This is a genomic window from Massilia haematophila, from assembly GCF_042647645.1.
Lineage (GTDB): Bacteria > Pseudomonadota > Gammaproteobacteria > Burkholderiales > Burkholderiaceae_D > Telluria > Telluria haematophila.
The window spans coordinates 4,273,118-4,291,975 of record NZ_JBHRVV010000001.1 but is presented as its reverse complement, the minus strand read 5'-3'; the positions used below and the strand labels follow the sequence as shown (position 1 = coordinate 4,291,975).

17 protein-coding genes are annotated in these 18,858 nt (G+C 63.9%); 10 read left to right on the top strand and 7 right to left on the bottom strand.

The window, feature by feature from the left end; genetic code table 11:
• Positions 1-14 precede the first annotated feature (14 nt).
• Positions 15-326: a hypothetical protein gene (locus tag ACFOPH_RS19050; protein ID WP_312548750.1), complete on the bottom strand. Its 312-nt coding sequence runs from the start codon at positions 324-326 to the stop codon at positions 15-17.
• Between the two features lie 156 nt (positions 327-482).
• Here ACFOPH_RS19050 and grxD point away from each other — a divergent pair, with 156 nt between their 5' ends.
• Both grxD and ACFOPH_RS19040 read left to right on the top strand, forming a co-directional pair.
• Positions 483-794 carry a Grx4 family monothiol glutaredoxin gene (gene grxD, locus ACFOPH_RS19045; RefSeq protein ID WP_312548751.1) on the top strand — a complete coding sequence of 104 codons (312 nt, stop codon included), beginning with the start codon at positions 483-485 and terminating at the stop codon, positions 792-794.
• Between the two features lie 15 nt (positions 795-809).
• Positions 810-1,409, top strand: a complete 600-nt coding sequence (locus ACFOPH_RS19040) for a UbiX family flavin prenyltransferase (protein ID WP_312548752.1) — start codon at positions 810-812, stop codon at positions 1,407-1,409.
• A gap of 129 nt (positions 1,410-1,538) precedes the next feature.
• Here ACFOPH_RS19040 and ACFOPH_RS19035 read toward each other — a convergent pair whose 3' ends face one another.
• The 3 genes from ACFOPH_RS19035 to ACFOPH_RS19025 all read right to left on the bottom strand — a co-directional run bounded on the left by ACFOPH_RS19035 (position 1,539) and on the right by ACFOPH_RS19025 (position 3,574).
• Positions 1,539-1,697, bottom strand: coding sequence for a hypothetical protein (locus tag ACFOPH_RS19035; protein ID WP_379738004.1), 159 nt, complete (start codon positions 1,695-1,697; stop codon positions 1,539-1,541).
• A gap of 133 nt (positions 1,698-1,830) precedes the next feature.
• On the bottom strand, positions 1,831-2,244 hold the full coding sequence (locus ACFOPH_RS19030; protein WP_312548754.1) for a hypothetical protein: 414 nt from the start codon (positions 2,242-2,244) through the stop codon (positions 1,831-1,833).
• 277 nt (positions 2,245-2,521) lie between these two features.
• Positions 2,522-3,574 (bottom strand): MBL fold metallo-hydrolase, encoded by a 1,053-nt coding sequence (locus tag ACFOPH_RS19025; protein ID WP_312548755.1) that lies wholly within the window; start codon positions 3,572-3,574, stop codon positions 2,522-2,524.
• A gap of 130 nt (positions 3,575-3,704) precedes the next feature.
• Here ACFOPH_RS19025 and ACFOPH_RS19020 point away from each other — a divergent pair, with 130 nt between their 5' ends.
• From ACFOPH_RS19020 to ACFOPH_RS18990, 7 genes are all read left to right on the top strand, one after another.
• Positions 3,705-4,127 carry a MerR family transcriptional regulator gene (locus tag ACFOPH_RS19020; protein WP_312548756.1) on the top strand — a complete coding sequence of 141 codons (423 nt, stop codon included), beginning with the start codon at positions 3,705-3,707 and terminating at the stop codon, positions 4,125-4,127.
• A gap of 220 nt (positions 4,128-4,347) precedes the next feature.
• Positions 4,348-5,532 carry an isovaleryl-CoA dehydrogenase gene (locus tag ACFOPH_RS19015; protein WP_312548757.1) on the top strand — a complete coding sequence of 395 codons (1,185 nt, stop codon included), beginning with the start codon at positions 4,348-4,350 and terminating at the stop codon, positions 5,530-5,532.
• Between the two features lie 162 nt (positions 5,533-5,694).
• Positions 5,695-7,524, top strand: coding sequence for a bifunctional isocitrate dehydrogenase kinase/phosphatase (gene aceK / locus ACFOPH_RS19010; protein WP_379736949.1), 1,830 nt, complete (start codon positions 5,695-5,697; stop codon positions 7,522-7,524).
• Entirely contained in the window at positions 7,517-8,716 is a 1,200-nt protein-coding gene (locus tag ACFOPH_RS19005) for an acetyl-CoA C-acetyltransferase (RefSeq protein ID WP_312548759.1), read from the top strand. The genes aceK and ACFOPH_RS19005 overlap by 8 nt, the downstream gene beginning before the upstream one ends.
• Before the next feature lie 182 nt (positions 8,717-8,898).
• Positions 8,899-9,567 (top strand): SDR family oxidoreductase, encoded by a 669-nt coding sequence (locus tag ACFOPH_RS19000; protein WP_379736948.1) that lies wholly within the window; start codon positions 8,899-8,901, stop codon positions 9,565-9,567.
• 29 nt (positions 9,568-9,596) lie between these two features.
• A complete protein-coding gene (locus tag ACFOPH_RS18995; RefSeq protein WP_379736947.1) occupies positions 9,597-10,724 on the top strand; it encodes an acyl-CoA dehydrogenase family protein in 1,128 nt (375 codons plus the stop codon).
• Complete coding sequence (locus ACFOPH_RS18990; protein ID WP_379736946.1) at positions 10,721-11,269, top strand: GNAT family N-acetyltransferase; 549 nt, start codon at positions 10,721-10,723, stop codon at positions 11,267-11,269. The genes ACFOPH_RS18995 and ACFOPH_RS18990 overlap by 4 nt, the downstream gene beginning before the upstream one ends.
• A gap of 42 nt (positions 11,270-11,311) precedes the next feature.
• On the opposite strand, the gene ACFOPH_RS18985 is transcribed toward ACFOPH_RS18990, so the two are convergent.
• The 3 genes from ACFOPH_RS18985 to ACFOPH_RS18975 form a co-directional block, all read right to left on the bottom strand.
• Positions 11,312-12,376, bottom strand: a complete 1,065-nt coding sequence (locus tag ACFOPH_RS18985; protein ID WP_379736945.1) for a S66 peptidase family protein — start codon at positions 12,374-12,376, stop codon at positions 11,312-11,314.
• 101 nt (positions 12,377-12,477) lie between these two features.
• Positions 12,478-15,234, bottom strand: coding sequence for a TonB-dependent receptor (locus ACFOPH_RS18980; protein WP_379736944.1), 2,757 nt, complete (start codon positions 15,232-15,234; stop codon positions 12,478-12,480).
• Positions 15,235-15,418: 184 nt separating this feature from the next.
• On the bottom strand, positions 15,419-17,221 hold the full coding sequence (locus tag ACFOPH_RS18975) for an ABC transporter substrate-binding protein (protein ID WP_312548765.1): 1,803 nt from the start codon (positions 17,219-17,221) through the stop codon (positions 15,419-15,421).
• A gap of 393 nt (positions 17,222-17,614) precedes the next feature.
• Here ACFOPH_RS18975 and ACFOPH_RS18970 point away from each other — a divergent pair, with 393 nt between their 5' ends.
• The gene (locus ACFOPH_RS18970) at positions 17,615-18,853 is read left to right on the top strand and encodes a nucleoside recognition domain-containing protein (RefSeq protein WP_312548767.1); all 1,239 of its coding nucleotides are present in this window, start codon (positions 17,615-17,617) and stop codon (positions 18,851-18,853) included.
• Positions 18,854-18,858: the final 5 nt, after the last annotated feature.

Below are 18,858 nucleotides of genomic sequence, written 5' to 3'. Positions count from 1 at the left end.
CACCCTACAGGGCATCAGTTAAAAAACGCTGCCAGCTCCGGTACGCGCTTGACCATGATGCCGAAGAAATACAGCGCCAGGCAGGCCAGGCCGATATAGTTCATGCGCTTGCGCGTCAAGGCCGGGGTGCCGGTCTTCTTGATGTGCAGGGCGTCGCGCAGCAGGGTGGCGGCGTAGATCGTCAGGGCCAGGCCGGTGATGAAGACGCCGGCGCCCTCGCCGCGCAGGCCAAGGACGAGGTCGAAGACGCCGATGACGCCGAGCACCGCGGCCAGCACGAAATTGAAGCCTGCCGACGGGGCGGCATTGGGACGTTGTTGTTGCATGAGCAGGAAGCGACGGTTGAAATGTGGGCGATCATACCCGACCTGTCGTCCTGCCGGAACACGTGCCGCCGCAAGCCGGCCCCGGGCCGTACCGGCGCCGCCGAATTCTTATAGAATGGCGGCATCCAATCCATTTCTACCCCAAGGCAAAATCAAATGAGCGACGTACAAACCTGGATCAAAGACACCGTGACCAACACCCCGGTCGTGCTGTTCATGAAGGGCACTGCGCAGTTCCCGCAATGCGGCTTCTCGGGCCGCGCCATCCAGATCCTGAAAGCCTGCGGTGTCGACAACATCGCCACCGTCAACGTGCTGGAAGATCCGGAAGTGCGCCAGGGCATCAAGGACTTCTCGAACTGGCCGACCATTCCGCAGCTGTACGTGAACGGCGAGTTCATCGGCGGTTCGGACATCATGAACGAGATGTTCGAATCCGGCGAACTGCAAGCAATGTTCAAGAAGTAATTAGAGAAGTAAATAATGACCCCAACGCGGCCGCGCCGCATCGTGGTCGCCATCACCGGCGCCACCGGCGCGATCTACGGCGTGCAGCTGCTGCGGCGGCTGGGCGCCGTGCCCGGCGTCGAGACCCACCTCGTGCTGTCCGACGCCGCCTCCCTCACCCTGCACCAGGAAGTCGGCATGCAGCGGCGCGACGTCGAGGCATTGGCCCACGTCGTGCACAAGAACCGTGAAATCGGTGCATCGATCGCCAGCGGCTCGTTCCAGACCGACGGCATGGTGATCGCTCCCTGTTCGATGAAGACCCTGGCCGCCGTGGCCCATGGCCTGGCGGACAACCTGGTCGCGCGCGCGGCCGACGTGATCCTGAAGGAACGCCGGCGCCTGGTCATGATGGTGCGCGAAACGCCGTTCAACCTGGCGCACCTGCGCAATATGACGGCCGTGACCGAAATGGGTGCCATCGTGTTCCCGCCGCTGCCCAGTTTTTATCACCGGCCGGCGAGCATCGACGAGATGGTCGACCACACCCTGGACCGGGTGCTGGACCTGCTCGGCATCGACAATCCCCAGGCCGCACGCTGGTCCGGCATGCGCGCGGACGCGCCGACCGCGTAAGAGCGCCTGACAAAACCCCCATGGCGGCGTTGCATCGTCTCGCCGTACGCTCGTACTGTCTTCGCGGTCCGCCGCTGCGGCAATGCGCCTTGCCCTGGAAGTTTTGTCAGGCGCTCTGAGCCGGTGGCGCTAGCGTTTGTTGCTGAAAACGCTGTCGCCAGCTTTCTTCAACTCCCTGGCTTCCTCCAGCATCCTGCGCTGGGCGATGCGCTTGCGCATCACCTCGGCGTGACGTTCCGCGCTCATTGGCGGCGCCGTCATCAGTTCCTTCAGCTGGGCGGTGTTCACGTAGTTGCTTTTCATAGGCGGCACGATCCTCGGCTGTAACGAGTTCGATTATGCGCCAGTCGCAGCGGTTTGTAACGGGCTTATTCGGAAGAAAATTTGTAAGCGGAAAAGCAGGCGTGGGGAAGGATTTGGCTTACTTCGGTGGGGATTGGTGGTTGATACGTACCAGCATGCGAATGAATTCGCGCGCCAGCTGGCGATGATGCTCGTCCAGGCGTTGCAGGTCGGCGATCAGCTTGACGTCGGCCGATTCGAAACGGGCGCCGCCGGCGCTTTCGCCGCTGTCGCCTGGATTTTCGGGACCGCCGAAGCGCAGCCAGTCCGCCGGCACGCCCAGCCATTGTGCAATCATGCGCAATTTTTCCTGCGTGGGAATGGCTTCGCCCACCAGCCATTTGCGGGCGGCGTGCACGGTGATCGGTCGTCCTTCGAAGCGAATGTTAAATTCGCGTGCCAGTCTGGTCGGGCTGTCCGGTGAGTAATGGGCGTTCTTCAGCGCCTGTTGGAGACGCTCGCTAAAGCTCTCCCGTTCATTCGTGGAATTCATGATGGCACTATTTCATGCTCGACCATAAATGTCAGTCTCTTGTCCTTACAGACCAGTTGTGACATTTTACGAATCGAAAAGTAACAAAGATGTGAGAATTGACGATACTGTGCTTTGTGACATCATGCCACAAAATTTCCACAGAGAATCGTCTTATTCAGCCCGCATACACATTCGTGCAAATGTTTGTCGCGTGGGGGCCACGCGTGTCCGGCCGATTGCCGTCAAGTCGGGGCCGGGTGGCTGGGGAAGCCTGCAGGAACCCGGCTCTGGCCCGTCAGATCAGTTGGAAACGGATGATCCCGTCGACGCCAGTTACTCGCCTTAACATACCATCATTCCAAAGTTTGTGCAGGTGCGCGAGTGCTTCGCCGAGCGCAAAACTAAGCTGGTGCGCATCAAGTTGTCGGCGGAACATGATTGGCACGATATCGACGGCGCTTTGCGGCGTGCGGCAGGCCTCGAGCACCTCGGCCAGGCGCGCGACGTGGTGCTGGCGCAACTGGGCAATACGGGTATGCAGGCCGCGGAAAGGCTTGCCGTGGGACGGCAGCACCAGCACGTCCTCGGGCAGGCCGGCGAATTTGCCGAGCGAGTCGAGGTATTGCTGCAACGGGTTGCCTTCCGGCTCGACGGCGAACACCGAGACGTTCGTCGAAATGCGTGGCAGCACCATGTCGCCCGAGACCAGCACGTTCAGCGCTTCCGAATAGAGAGACGCATGCTCCGGCGAATGGCCGAAGCCCGTGATCACGCGCCAGCGGTTGTTGCCGATTGTGAACTGCTGGCCGTCCTGCAGGCGGGTATAGGCGTCCGGTACGCTCGCCACCAGCGAGGGATAGTAATTGCGGCGGCTGCGCATTTGCTCCAGCATGTCCTGGTCGACCAGGCCGTGGCGTTCGAAGTGGGGGATCGCCGAAGGACCGTCGACGCCGGGCAGGGCGGCCGCCATCATGCGCGCGAAGCCGAATTCGCCGGCGGTGAGCCAGAACGGCGCCGCGAAGCGTTCGCACAGCCAGCCCGAGAGGCCGACGTGGTCCGGATGGCAATGGGTGGCAATGACACGCAGGACCGGTTCGCTTGCCAGCGGCCCACTGAATACCTGTTCCCAGGCGGCGCGGGTAGCGTCGGTGGCCACGCCGCAATCGATCACGGTCCAGCCGTCGCGGCCCTCGCGCTCGTCCTTCAGCACCCACAGATTGATGTGGTCGAGCGCGAAGGGCAGCGGCATGCGCAGCCAGCCCAGGCCGGGCGCCACCTCCTTCACCGTTCCCGGCGCGGGCAGTTCGTCGGCGAAGGGATAGGTCAGCTGGGACTCGAGCGGATTCATGGTTCACATCTTTCGTATTCGGTGACAGGACAAGCGCGCTACAATGTGCTTGACGTTGACGTAAACGGCAAACGTCGAAGATCAATTCTAAGCGATTGTCGCAAGCTGCACTTTCACCTCCGCTTTTTTCATGGCCACCACCTATACCATCGCCGAACTGGCGCGCGAATTCGACATCACCGCGCGCGCGATCCGTTTTTATGAAGACCAGGGCCTGCTGAGCCCGAAACGCGAAGGCGTGGGCGGACGCAGCCGCGTCTACACCCCGCGCGACCGCACGCGCCTGAAGCTGACGCTGCGCGGCAAGCGCCTCGGCCTGACCCTGTCGGAAATCAAGAGCATCGTCGACATGTACGAGTCGCCGAAGGACACGGTAGCCCAGATCAATCGCTTCCTCGGCGTGCTGGGCCACCAGCGCGAAACGCTGGAACAGCAACGGGCCGACATCGAGATGGCGCTGGAAGAAATTTCCGCCCACGAGGAAGAATGCCGCCGCCTGCTGGCCGACGACGCCGCGGCTGGCAAGACGTCCGGCACGACCAAAGCCGCCTGAAACGCACGAGTGCCTGATGGCGCTCATCCGCCCGCTACTTGACGTTTACGTTAACGTCACACGCGAGTATGATGCCGAGTGCCACGAGCACCTAACAAAACCTTCAGGGCAAGGCGCAGCGTCGAAGACAGTACGCGCTTGTACGGCGAGACGATGCAACGCAGCCATGGAGGTTTTGTTAGGCGCCCCCTATCGCTAACCCGTTCACCGAGAGGACGACATGCTCCATCTTCCAGGCTTGACCTTTGACCATGGCGAAGACATCGCCGCGCTGCGCGAAGCAGTGCAACAATTTGCAGCGGCCGAGATCGCGCCGCGCGCTGCGGAAATCGACCGCACCGACCAGTTCCCGATGGACCTGTGGAAGAAGATGGGCGAACTCGGCCTGCTCGGCATCACCGTCAGCGAGGAATACGGCGGCGCCAACATGGGCTACCTGGCCCACATCGTCGCCATGGAAGAAATCTCGCGCGCCTCGGCCTCGGTCGGCCTGTCGTACGGCGCCCACTCGAACCTGTGCGTCAACCAGATCAAGCGCAACGGCAGCGAAGAGCAGAAGCGCAAGTACCTGCCGAAACTGATCTCGGGCGAACACGTCGGCGCCCTGGCCATGTCCGAGCCGAATGCCGGCTCCGATGTCGTCAGCATGAAGCTGCGCGCCGACCTGAAGGGCGACCGCTACGTCCTGAACGGCACCAAGATGTGGATCACCAACGGTCCGGACGCCGACACCCTGGTGGTCTATGCAAAAACCGACATCGAGGCCGGCCCGCGCGGCATGACCGCCTTCCTGATCGAGAAGGGCTTCAAAGGTTTCTCGATCGCGCAGAAACTCGACAAGCTGGGCATGCGCGGCTCGCACACCGGCGAACTGGTGTTCGAAGACTGCGAAGTGCCGCTCGAGAACGTGCTGGGCGGCGTCGGCAAGGGCGTCAACGTGCTGATGTCGGGCCTGGACTTCGAGCGCACCGTGCTGTCGGGCGGTCCGCTGGGCATCATGTCGGCCTGCATGGACGTCGTCGTTCCCTATATCCACGAACGCAAGCAGTTCGGGCAGGCGATCGGCGAATTCCAGCTGATGCAGGGGAAAATCGCCGACATGTACTCGACCATGATGGCCTGCCGCGCCTATGTGTATGCGGTCGGCCAGGCCTGCGACCGCGCCGACAACCCGGCCGCCGTGCGCGCCCTGCGCAAGGACGCCGCCGGCGCCATCCTGTACAGCGCCGAAAAGGCGACCTGGATGGCCGGCGAGGCGATCCAGACCCTGGGCGGCAACGGCTACATCAACGAGTACCCGGTCGGCCGCCTGTGGCGCGATGCGAAGCTCTATGAAATCGGCGCGGGCACCAGCGAGATCCGCCGCATGCTGATCGGGCGCGAATTGTTTGGCGAGACGGCGTAAGCCACCGGCCTGAAGCGAAGGGACGGGGGGTGGACGGATTCCCCGTCCACCCCACGCGTATGCGATTCCCATAATCGGCATGCCGGCGCCAATCCGAGCCAACACCCCTTCGCTGCAATGCAATAAAATGGCCGCTCAACGGACACCCGCGCGAGACGAACGATGACCGAAGTGACGTTCCCCAGACTGCTGTCTTCCCAGATCGCATTCGACATCGCACGCGCCATCCTCGACGGCTTCGACAAGCATTACCGCCTGTTCCGCGAAGCCAGCAAGAGCGCCAAGCGCCATTTCGAGGCGGCCGACTGGGCCACCGCGCAGCAGGCCGCGCGCGAACGCATCGATTTCTACGACAAGCGCGTCCAGGAAGCCGTGCAGGTCCTCGAAGAACATTACGCGCGCGAGGAACTGACCGACCGCGTCTGGCGCGAAACCAAGCTCCACTACATCGGCCTGCTCTCGGGCTACAAGCAGCCGGAACTGGCCGAGACCTTCTTCAATTCGGTCAGCTGCCGCATTTTGCACCGCAGCTATTACCACAACGATTACATCTTCGTGCGTCCGGTGATCTCCACCGAGTACATCGAGAGCGAGGAGCTGCTGCCGACCTACCGCGTCTATTACCCGGCGGCCGACGGCCTGCGCTTCGCGCTCAACCGCATCGTCTCGAATTTCCAACTGGCGCGCCCCTTCGCCGCCCTCGACCGCGACACCGGCCTGGTCGAAGCGCGCATGGTCGAGCAGTTCGGCCTGGACCAGCCCGAGTCGAACCTGCAGTTCAATGTGTTATCGAACCTGTTCTTCCGCAACAAGGGCGCCTACATCGTCGGGCGCGCCATCAACGGCGCGCGCGAATACCCGTTCGTGATCCCGGTACTGCACAACCGCCGCGGCCAGCTCGTGCTGGACACGGTGATCACCGACCCGGAACAGATCACCCTGCTGTTCTCGTTTACACGCGCCTACTTCCTGGTCGACATGGAAGTGCCTTCGGCTTACGTGCAATTCCTGCGCAGCCTGATGCCGCGCAAGCCGCGCAGCGAGATCTATACGGTGCTCGGCCTGCAAAAGCAGGGCAAGACGCTGTTCTACCGCGATTACCTGCAGCACCTGAAGCACAGTTCCGACGAGTTCCAGATTTCGCCCGGCATCCGCGGCCTGGTGATGCTGGTGTTCGAGCTGCCGTCCTTTCCGTATGTCTTCAAGGTGATCAAGGATTTCTATCCGCCGCCCAAGGAGACGACGCGCGCCCGGATCAAGGAAAAATACCTGCTGGTCAAGCACCACGACCGCGTCGGACGCATGGCCGATACGCTCGAATACTCGGACGTCGCCTTTCCCTTGTCCCGCTTTTCGGAAGAGCTGCTGGCCGAGCTGCGCCAGCACTGCCCGTCGCAGGTCGAGATCGAGGGCGAGCGCATCATCGTCAAGCACCTGTACATCGAACGCCGCATGGTGCCGCTGAATATGTTCCTGGCCAACGCCGAGCGCGCCGGCGACGTAGACCTGCTGGAACACGGCGTGTTCGAGTACGGCAATGCGATCCGCGACCTGGTCGCCGCGAACATTTTTCCGGGCGACATGCTCTATAAAAATTTCGGCGTCACCCGCCACGGCCGCGTCGTGTTCTACGACTACGACGAAATCGAATACCTCACCGACTGCCACTTCCGCGATATCCCGCAAGCGCGCAACGAGGAGGACGAGATGGCGGCCGAGCCCTGGTACCCGATCGGCAAGCATGACGTCTTTCCGGAACAGTTCGGCCGTTTCCTGCTCGGGAACCCGAAGATCCGGCAGGTTTTCATGAAACACCATGCGGACCTGTTGCGCCGCGCCTGGTGGCAGGCGCACAAGGACCGCATCATGGGAGGCGAAGTGGAAGACGTCTTCCCTTACCCGCAGCACATCCGCTTCCACAACCAGACCACACCACCGGCGCCGCATTCCCATGCATCGCCACCCTATTTGGAGAACCTACACAATGAATGATCCAGTCGTTATCGTTGGCGCCGCCCGTACCCCGATGGGCGCGTTCCAGGGCGATTTTTCCTCGAAAACGGCGAGCGACCTCGGCGCGGTGGCCATCAAGGCGGCGGTCGAGCGCGCCGGCGTCGATCCGCAAACCGTGGAGCACGTCTATTTCGGTAACTGCCTGATGGCAGGTCAAGGACAAGCGCCCGCACGCCAGGCGCTTATTAAAGCCGGCCTGCCGCTGTCGACCGGCGCCGTGACCCTGTCGAAAATGTGCGGCTCGGCGATGCAGGCCGCGATCTTCGCCCACGACCAGCTGGTCGCAGGCAGCGCCGACATCGTCGTCGCCGGCGGCATGGAATCGATGACCAACGCGCCCTACCTGATCCCGAAGGCACGCGGCGGCTACCGCATCGGCCACGCGCCGATGTTCGACCACATGATGCTCGACGGCCTGGAAGACGCGTATTCGCGCAACGAAAAGACCGGCGAAGGCCGCTCGATGGGCACCTTTGCCGAGGAATGCGTCGCCACCTACCAGTTCACCCGCGAAGACCAGGACAACTTTGCCATCGAATCGGTGAAGCGCGCGCAAGCGGCCAACAACGACGGCAGCTTTGCCTGGGAAGTCGCCCCGGTGACCCTGGCCACCCGCACCGGCGAACTGGTGGTCGAAAAGGACGAAGGCCCGATGAAGGCCAAGATCGACAAGATCCCGTCGCTCAAGCCCGCGTTCAAGAAGGAAGGCACCGTCACCGCCGCTTCGTCCTCCTCGATCAACGACGGCGCCGCCGCCCTGGTCATGATGCGCGAATCGAAGGCCAAGGAACTCGGCCTGACCCCGCTGGCGCGCGTGATCGGCCACGCCACCCACGCCCAGGAACCGAACCTGTTCACCACCGCCCCGATCGGCGCGATGCGCAAGCTGTTCAAGAAGACCGGCTGGACCCCGAACGAAGTCGACCTGTTCGAGATCAACGAAGCCTTTGCCGCCGTGCCGATGGCCGCCATGCGCGACCTCGAGATCCCGCACGAGAAGGTCAACATCCATGGCGGCGCCTGCGCCCTGGGCCACCCGATCGGCGCCTCGGGCGCGCGCATCGTCGTCACCCTGCTGGGCGCGTTGAAGAAGACCGGCGGCAAGCGCGGCGTGGCCTCGCTGTGCATCGGCGGCGGCGAAGCGACGGCGATGGCGATCGAGATGGTGTGATGTAGTTGTACCGAAGACCGGGATCGTTGGCGACCCCGGGCTTCGGTTACGATGTTTGTTTGGATACGTTGTACCGCGTGGGTTCAAGAACCCACCCTACGCAAACCCGCTGTTGTAGGGTGGGTTCTTGAACCCACGCGGTCATACCCGTAAACACCCCAACGCCACGAAGGAACACCACCATGCCCACCGCTTTGATCATCGGCGCCTCGCGCGGCATCGGCCACGAACTGGCGCGCCAATACCGCCAGGACGGCTGGCGCGTGATCGCCACCGCCCGCAAGGGGCAGGACCTCGACAATCTGGCCGCCCTGGGCGCCGAGCCGCACGCGCTCGACGTCAACGACCCGGAAGCCATCGCCGGCCTCGGCTGGAAACTCGACGACGAGAAGATCGACACCGCCTGGCTGGTCGCCGGCCTCTACGGCCCACGCCACGACGGCTTCCCGACCCAGCAGGACTTCGACGCCGTGATGCACACGAATGTCCTGGCCGCGATGCGCCTGCTGCCGATCGTTGCGCCGCTGGTGGCAGCGACCCGCGGCAAGCTGGGCGTGCTGTCCTCGCGCATGGGTTCGATCGGCACGCGCAGCAGCGCCAGCGGCTCGCTCTACCGCGCCAGCAAGGCGGCCCTGAATTCGGTCCTTGCCGACACCGCGCTGACCTACGGCCCGCAAGGCGCGACCTGCATCGCCTTCCACCCCGGCTGGGTGCAGACCGACATGGGCGGCAGCGGCGCGGCGATCAGCGCCGAGCACAGCGTGCGCGATTTGCGCGCCACCCTGGCGCAGGCCACGATCGACGCCAACGGCAGCTTCCTGAATCACGACGGCGAACCGATCCCCTGGTAAGCCGATACAACAACCACACACGAGACACCATGATCCTGACCGAAGAACACCAGATGATCCGCGACGCCCTGCGCAGCTACGCGCAGGAGCGCCTGGCCCCGAACGCGGCGCGCTGGGACAAGGAACATTATTTTCCGAAAGCCGAACTGAAGGAACTGGCGCAGCTGGGCGCCTTCGGCGTCGCCGTGCCCGAGCAGCACGGCGGTGCGGGCCTCGACTATGTGTCGCTGGCGCTGGTGCTGGAAGAGATCGCGGCCGGCGACGGCGGCACCTCGACCATCATCTCGGTCAACAATTGCCCGGTCTGCTCGATCGCGATGATGTACGCCAGCCAAGCGCAGAAGGAGCAGTGGCTGCGTCCGCTGGCCCAGGGTGAGCTGCTGGGCGCTTTTGCCCTGACCGAGCCGCACACCGGCAGCGACGCCTCGGCCCTGCGCACCACCGCCACCCGCGACGGCGACGAATACGTCATCAATGGTTCGAAACAATTCATCACCAGCGGCAAGTACGGCGACGTGGCGATCGTGATGGCGGTAACAAGCAAGGCCGCCGGCAAGAAGGGCATCAGCGCCTTCTGGGTGCCGACGAATACCCCGGGCTACATCGTCGCCGGCCTGGAACAGAAGATGGGCCAGCATTCGTCGGACACCGCCCAGATCGTGTTCGACAACTGCCGTATTCCGGCCGCGAACCTGATCGGCGAAGAAGGCATGGGCTACAAGATCGCGCTGTCGGGCCTGGAGGGCGGCCGCATCGGCATCGCCTCGCAATCGGTGGGCATGGCGCGCGCGGCCTTCGAGGCGGCGCTCGGCTATGCAAAGGAACGGACCAGCTTCGGCAAACCGATTTTCGAGCACCAGTCGGTGCAATTCAAACTGTCCGAAATGGCGATGAAGATCGAGGCGGCGCGCCAGTTGATCCTGCACGCGGCATCGATGAAGGATGCCGGATTGCCCTGCCTGAAGGAAGCCGCGATGGCCAAGCTGTTCGCCTCCGAGATGGCCGAGCGCGTGGTGTCCGATGCGATGCAGATCTTCGGCGGCTACGGCTATGTCGCCGACTTCCCCGTAGAGCGCATCTACCGCGACGTGCGCGTGTGCCAGATCTACGAGGGCACCAGCGACATCCAGAAGATCCTGATCGCGCGGGCGCTGTGACGGGAGCGCCGGCAATCCGCGCGGTAGCGCAGGAAGACCTGCCGGCGCTGTTCGTCTACCTCGACGACCACCTGCGCGACAACGGCAGGGGCGATGCCCCGCTGTTCCAGCCGATGCCGCGCGCCGAGTCCTTCTTCCCGGTGGATAAACGCGCCGGCTTCGCGCTCGGCCTGGGCGCCGCCGTCGGCGAGCCCGGCTGGCGGCGCGGCTGGATCGCGCTGGACGAAGACGGCGCCATCCGCGGCCACATCGACCTGCGCGCGCGCCCTGAGCGCGCCGCCAGCCACCGCTGCCTGCTCGGCATGGGCGTGCACCGCGACGCGCGCCGCATTGGCCTGGGCGCCAGCCTGCTGACCCATGCACTGGAGTGGGCGCAGACACAGGGGCTGGCCTGGGTCGACCTCGAAGTCCTGGCCGACAACGGGCCCGCGCGCCGGCTCTACGAGCGCAGCGGCTTTGTGCAGACCGGCGAGATACCGGACCTGTTCCGCATCGACGGCGAACGGCACGGCTACGTGTTCATGACGCGCCGCCTCCAGGCCTGAGCGATCCGCCTTCACCAGGCCCGAGCGGGCCGGGCCGCGCTCTCAGCTGACCGCCGGCTCCAGCAGCGTCACCGTCTGCCGTTCGGTATCGAGCCTTGCGCGGACCCCCATCGGGATCGTGAACTGGTGGCGGATGTGCCCGATCGAATAACCGGTCACGGCCGGAACCGATAGCGGCTGCAGGTGGATGTCCAGGGTCTGGTCGAGCGTGAGCGAGATGTCCTCGTGCTCGGGGCCGCAGCCCTCGCAGATGCCGACCATCAGCGCCGCCGCTCTATCCAGGCCGACGGACAGGTCGAGCTGGGTCATCCAGCGGTCGATGCGGTAGGGCGCCTCGTTCACTTCTTCCAGGAACAGGATGGCGCCGCGGAAGTCGGCCGCATACGGCGTGCCGGCCAGTGCCGACACCAGGCTCAGGTTGCCGCCCATCAGCGGTCCGGTGGCGCTGCCGCCGTGCACGGTGCGCATGGCGAAATGCGGTTCCTCGACGGCGCGGCGGCTGTTTTCCAGCGCCATCGGGATCGTGTATGCCGGCTGCGGGTCCATCAGCACGGCCAGCATGTGTTCGCGCGGGTAATCCGCCAGCGTCGACGAGGCCACCGGGCCGTGGAAGGTCACCAGGCCGGTTTCCTTGTAGATCGCCAGGTGCAGGGCGGTGATGTCGGAGTAGCCGAGCAGGATCTTCGGATTCTTGCGGATCAGCGCGTAGTCGAGGTGGGCCAGCAGCGAGATGCAGCCCGAGCCGCCGCGGATCGGCCACAGCATCCTGACGTCCGGATCGGCGAACATCGCGTGCAGGTCGTGCAGGCGCTGCTGCACGGTGCCGGCGTAGTTCCCGTTCACTTCGCGCAGGTAACTTCCTTCGCGCACCTTCAGGCCCAGGCTTTCGATGTTGACGCGCGCCTTGGCGATCGATTTCTCGGTGGTGTAGCCGCCCGGCGCGATCAGGCCGACGGTGTCGCCGCGGCGCAGGCGTGGAGGTTTCATCAGTTTCATGGGACGGGAGGCAGGACGCTTGCGGGCACGCCGGCCTGGCGCGGCCTCGGCGGCAGGCAGCACCGCGCAGGCGGCGAGCCAGGCGGCAAAGGCGCGCCTGCTGATCTTCATGCTGCTCGACATGCTGTTCGCATCAGGAATGAAAAAGACCCGCGCCCCGAAAGCAGATGCTTTCCGGGCGCGGGCCGCTTAACGCCATACTCAGGTACAAATCAGAAGAACTTGTACTGGACGTTGAAGGTGAAGGCGCGGCCACGCGGATCGGCCACGCGCGGATCCCAGCCGGCGCCGACCACGTCGTCGACGTTGTGGGCGGTGAACGGCGGATCGCGGTCGAACAGGTTCTGCACGCCCACGGTCAGCTTCGTGTTCTTGAAGCCGCTGTAGGTGGTCGACAGGCCGAAGCGGGTGTAGCTCGACACGTCCGGATCGAAGCCGGCCGGCAGCGCGCCCTTGCCGCCATTCGGCAATTGATCCTTGTAGCCCGAAGCGAAGTTGTTGCTCAGCAGGACGTTCCAGTCGCCACGGCTCACGCTCAGCGTCGCCGAGTGCTTCCAGCGCAGGTAGAGGTCGCGGGTGAAGAATTCGCCGACGTATTCCTTGTACGGCTGGCCATCGACTTCGGCGAACTGGTAGCTGCCGGTCCAGGTGCCGTCCAGGGTGGCGCTCCACTTGTAGCCGTCGCCGAACTTGCCGTCGCCGCGCAGGCCGAGGTCGATGCCGCGGGTCTTGGCGCCGGATGCATTGAACCAGCGTGCATCGACGAACTCGATCAGGCCGTCGTTGTTACGGTAGATGTTGGCCGCGTAGACCGTCGGGTTCTTCAGGACATCGGATGCGCTGCGCTTCAGGATACGGTCCTTGATGTTGATCGCCCACCAGTCCAGCGATGCCGAGAAGCCCTTGAACGGTTCGACGACGATGCCCAGCGTACCTTGCTTGGAGGTCTCGGGCTTCAGGCTCTCGTTGCCGCCCGAAACATAGTCAAAGCGTTCCGGGGCGCAGAAGCGCGGGTCGCCCGGGTTGGCTGCGCAGCCGACCGTATCGGTCACGCCGCTCGCCAGTTCCTGGCGCAGCAGGCCGGTGTAGAGCTGGGTGAAGCTCGGCGCCAGGAAGCCCTTGTTGGCCGAACCGCGCAGCAGCAGCCAGCTCGTCGGCTGGTAGCGGAAGGCGACCTTCGGGTTGGTGGTGGCGCCGATCACGCTGTAGTCGTCGCGGCGCACGGCCAACTGCAGCTCCAGGTCCTTGGTGACGGGGACGATGAATTCCGCGAACAGCGCCTTCACGTTGCGCGTCGCCTTCGGCAGGTTGTCGTTGCCCGGCGACAGCAGGATCGGCTCGGCGGCCACGTCCTGGCTGTACATGTAGCTTTCGCGGCGGAAGTCGAAACCGGCCGCCATCGCCAGCTTGCCGGCTGGCAGGTCGAACAGTTCGCCCGAGATAGTGCCGTCGACCTGGGTCATGGTGGTCTTGCCGGTCTGGAAGGCGCCGTAGTATTTCGTCGCTTCGATCGCATCCATCGCCGCCTGGGTCTGGCTGCCGTCGCGCGACCACGGGTTGACGATGCCGCTGCCCAGCACCTTGTAGAAGGCATCGGTATACGCGTAGCCGTCGAGCAGGTCCATGTGGGTCGTGCTCTGCGCCTTCGACAGGCCCAGCTTGTAGTCCCAGTTCCGGATCATGCCCTCGAAGCCGACCAGCAGGCGGCCGCTCATGGTGGTGTTTTCCTGGGTGCGGTTACCCAGCGGGTTGGCGCGCCATTTATAGATGATCGGCAGGTTCGGGTTGTAGGTCGGGATGTAGGCCGACAGGTCCTGGTAGTACTGGCCGCCCACCGGGTAGGCGTTCTTGTTGGCGAGCGAGGTCGAGATCTGGGCCGGGGTCAGGATCGAGATGACTTCCGAACGCGAGCCGATCGCCTCGACGAACATCGTGTGCTCCGGCGCCAGTTTATAGGTGCCGCGCAGCAGCAGATTCGCCTGTTCGGACGGCGACTGCATGATGTAGTCGCCACCGTAGTCGTAGGCGCAGGAATAGGTCGAGCGCAGCGGCGAGGTCACGTCCTTCCACAGCGCGCTCTGGTATTGCGACATGCCCTCGACCGTGTCGCACTTGCCGTCGAAGCTGAGCGGGTTGGCCTGCAGGTAGGTGTTCGGATCGCCCGGCCGCTGGAAACCGGTGCCGAGCGCGGTGCCGGCGCCGGTCAGCTGGTTCGCGTACGGGGTGCCGGTGGTGTCCGGCGACAGGCCGCGCCAGGGCTGGAAGCCGTTGGCGAAATCGCGCTGCTTCGAGGACAGCTTCTCGTTCTTGGTGAACGACAGCGTGGTCATGACGTTGAAGCCGTCCGCTTCCAGGTCGCCGGTACCGGCGATCAGCGAGCCGCGGTGGATGTTGCCGCCGCCTTCCTCGGTGACGTTGGTGTAGGCCGAGACTTCCGCGCCCTGGTAGTCCGAGCGCAGGATGATGTTCATCACGCCGCCGATCGCATCGGTGCCGTAGATCGCCGAGGCGCCATCCTTCAGGATCTCGATGCGGGCAATGGCCGCCATCGGGATCGAGTTCAGGTCGACCGCCTTGCCGCTCTTGCCGTGGGTCGGGGCGCGGCGGCCGTTGATCAGGACCAGGGTGGCGTTCGGACCCAGGCCGCGGAACGAAGCGAAGGAAGCGCCGCCGCTGACGCGGTCGGCATCGGCGCCGAACACGTTGTTGCCCGAGGTCGGGTTGTCGGTGCCGGTGCCGTTCGCCGAAATCGTGGCCATCAGCTGTTCGGCCGAGGTGATGCCCTGCTTTTGCAGGGTGTCGGCGGTGATCACCTGCACCGGCAGCGCGCCTTCCTTGGCGACGCGTTTGATGCTACTACCGGTGACCTCGACGCGGGCCATCGGGGCATTCTGCTGCACTTCCTGTGCAACAGCCGGGCCTGCCACGCCGATCAGGGCAATCAGTTGGGCTAGCTTCTTTAACTTCACGCGTCTCTCCTAAGGTATTGGGCGATCCAGGCCGATGGCAAATCGATGTTGCCGTTTAGTAATGTCTTAGCATTACCTTATGTGTGATTTCGAGGGTAAGGCCAAGTATTTGGCACTATCCAATGAAATAACCGGCGGGAAGTATAACTTCCGGGAATGTTTATAACCGGAAAACTCACCAATACTACCGGGACTGCCGCGACAATCGTTCCTTTTCCGCAACATTGACGTCCAAATAGCGCCAGGACGTGAATTCCACCGGGTGGCGCTTGTAGTTTTTTAGCCACGGATGACGGAGATCGGCCGACAGCACATGGGTCAGCGGCACCCAGGGGTTGTAGGCGTGGATCAGCTGGTTCATCTCGAAATAGAGCTGCTGGCGCCGCGGTCCATCGGTGAGCTGGCGCGCCTGTTCGTAGCGTTCGTTATAGGCCGGCAGGTTGAAGCGCGCGTAGTTGGCGCGGCCCGCGTTCGGGCCGTAGAGCAGCTGGTAGAAATTGTCGCCGTCGGGGAAGTCGGCGATCCAGTTGCTTTCGAACATGGTGACCTTGCCCAGGCGCGAAGCCTTGATGATCTCCGTCTTCTTGTCCGACTTGAACAGCACGCGCAGGCCGATCGCGTTCAGGCACTTGCGCCACAGTTCGTCGCGCAGGCGGCCGCTGACCGTCGCTTCGCTGTGCATGGTCAGGGTCAGCGGCTTGCCGTCGGGCGCTAACCTGAACCCTGCGGCATCGCGCTTGCCGTAGCCATGGCGGTCGAGCAGGGCATTGGCCAGCGCCGGGTCGTAGGGCACCGGGCTGCGGTAGTCCGGATCGTAGCCGAGCACGTTCGGCGGCAGCGGCGATTCGGCCTTGATCGCGAAACCCTTTTTCAGCAGCGCGATGTCCTCGGCGCTGTTGTAGGCCAGGGAAATCGCGCGGCGCAGGGCGATCCGGTCGCGGCTGTAGCCGCCCAGCACCGGATCGTCCATGTTCATCCACATGTAATAGGTCTGCAGCACCGGAAAGCGCGACAGGCGGATGCCGCGCGCCTGCAGGTCCGGCTTCAGTTGTCCGCCCGCGATCACCATGTCGGTCATCGACTCCGGCACCTGCTCGAGGTAGTCGTATTCGCCATTCAGGAAGCCCAGCATGCGGCCCTGGAATTCCTCGGCAATCTTCACCTCGACGCGGTCCACGCGCGGCAGGCGTTGACCGGCCAGGGCGGCGGCGATCGCCCGGTCTTCCGGATCGCTGCCGGGCGTTCCCTGGAATACCGCCGTCGAGTAGGGATTGGCCAGCAGCACGATGCGGTCGCTGCGCTTCCACTCGCCAATCATGAAGGGACCGGTGCCGACCGGGTGGTTCCCGGCCTGGCCGGGATAGGCCTCGATCACTTCGCGCGCCACCACGCCGGAGGCCGGGGTCGCCATGTAGAAGAGAAAATTATTGTCCGGCTCTTTCAGCTCGATGCGTAAGGTGAAACGGTCGAGCGCCCGCAGTCCGGCGACTGGGGTATCGACATCGAAACGCTGCTTCAAGGCCTCGTCGCCGACGATCTTGCCGGCGAACATGTACGACCAGGGCGACTTCAGGGTCGGATCGTACAGGCGCTTGATACTGTAGACGTAGTCCTGGGCCGTCATCTCGCGCTTGTCGCCCTTGAACGCCGGGTCGTCGGTGAAATGGATGCCGGGGCGGATGCGGAAGGTGTAGGTGCGGCCGTCCGGGCTCACTTCCGGCATCGCGCTGGCGGTGTTCGGCTGCAGTTTCACCGGACGCGCCAGGTAGTCGTAGCGCAGCAGGGGATCGAAAATGTTTTCCAGCAGCGACAGGGTGGCGATGTCGGACGCCACTGCCGGGTCGAGGCCGGTTTCGCTGGTGGACAGGAACATGCGCAGGACTTTTTGCTCCTTCGGCGCGGCGGGTGCCTGCGCGGCGGAGGAGAAGGCCAGGCCGAGGGCGCTTGAGGTCAGCAACAGCGCGGAGAGGGCAGAGCGAAATTTCATGTGTGCATGTCCTGGTTGAGCGTTGCGTATCATAGGCGCGGTGTCCGGAGGTGGCAACGTTGTGCCGTAGGGTGGGGTCCTTGATGCTGGGGGCATCAAGGACGTGCCCACGCGTGAAGCCGGCGTCATGTTGGCGTTTGCAAGGCCGCGTCTGCTCATCGTTTACGCGTGGGCACGGGGTGCCCACCCTACGGTCCGCTGCCGATAATGCTCGGCGTTGACGCGTGTTCACGGGGCGTCCATATAACTTCCGGGCATGACGCGGCTGCATTCTTTCATCCTTGCAGCTTGCTCTGCGCCTATACTCTCCGCTGCACAATCGTGCAGGCATGCCGTGGCGCATTGTCCACGGCGGATGAACCCGCGGCGATTGATCGCCCTTTCGGACTGAACATGGCTTTAAATTACATCTGGACCGGTTTCTTCCTCGTCGGCTTCGTGGCGGCACTCGCGCAGTGGCTGTTCATGGGCGATTCCGAGATCTTCAAGCGCATCATCGACGGTACGTTTTCTTCCGCCAAGATGGCGGTGATGGACATCGCCCTGCCGCTGGCCGGCGTCATGACGCTGTGGCTGGGGATCATGAACGTCGGCGAAAAGGCCGGCGCCATCAACCTGTTCGCGCGCATCATCGCCCCCTTCTTTTCGCGCATCTTCCCGGAAGTGCCGCGCGACCACCCGGCCAACGGCCACATGGTGATGAACTTTTCGGCGAATATCCTTGGCCTGGACAATGCGGCGACGCCCTTCGGCCTGAAGGCGATGGAAAGCCTGCAGACGCTGAACCCGCGCAAGGACGAGGCCAGCAACGCCCAGATCATGTTCCTGGTCATCCAGACCTCGGGACTGACCGTGATTCCGCTGGCGATCATGGCCCAGCGCGCCATCCTGGGCGCGGCGAATCCGGCCGACATCTTCATCCCGACCCTGATCGCGACCTTCTGCTCGACCCTGACCGGCATCATTGCCGTCAGCCTGCGCCAGGGCATCAATTTGCTGCACCCGGTCGTGTTCGGCTGGATCGGCGGCCTGTCCGCCGTCATCGGCGGCCTCGTGTTCTACATTACGAATTACCTGGACAAGGCCCAGATCGAGCAGGTCTCGGTGGTTGCCGCCAACCTGATCCTGTTCTCGATCATCGCCGCCTTCATGATCGCGGCGCTGTACAAGCGCGTGAACGTGTTCGAGTCCTTCATCGAGGGCGCCAAGGGCGGCATCGAGACTTCGTTAAAGATCATTCCCTACCTGGTCGGCATGCTGGTGGCGATCAGCGTGGTGCGCAACTCCGGCATCCTGGGCATGATCGTGAGCGCCTTCTCGTGGGTCTTCACCCAGCTCGGCCTGCCGACCGATTTCGTCGGCGCGCTGCCGACCGCGCTGATGAAGCCGCTGTCGGGCAGCGGGTCGCGCGCGATGATGATCGACGCCATGACCACCTATGGCGTCGATTCCTTCGTCGGCCGCCTGGCGTCCATCCTGCAGGGCGCGGCCGATACCACCTTCTATATCGTGGCCCTGTACTTCGGCTCGGTCGGCATCCGCAAGACCCGCTATGCGATCGGCTACGGCCTGATCGCCGACCTGGCCGGCGTCATCGCCGCCATCTTTGTCGCTTACCTCTTCTTCGGTTAAGGATT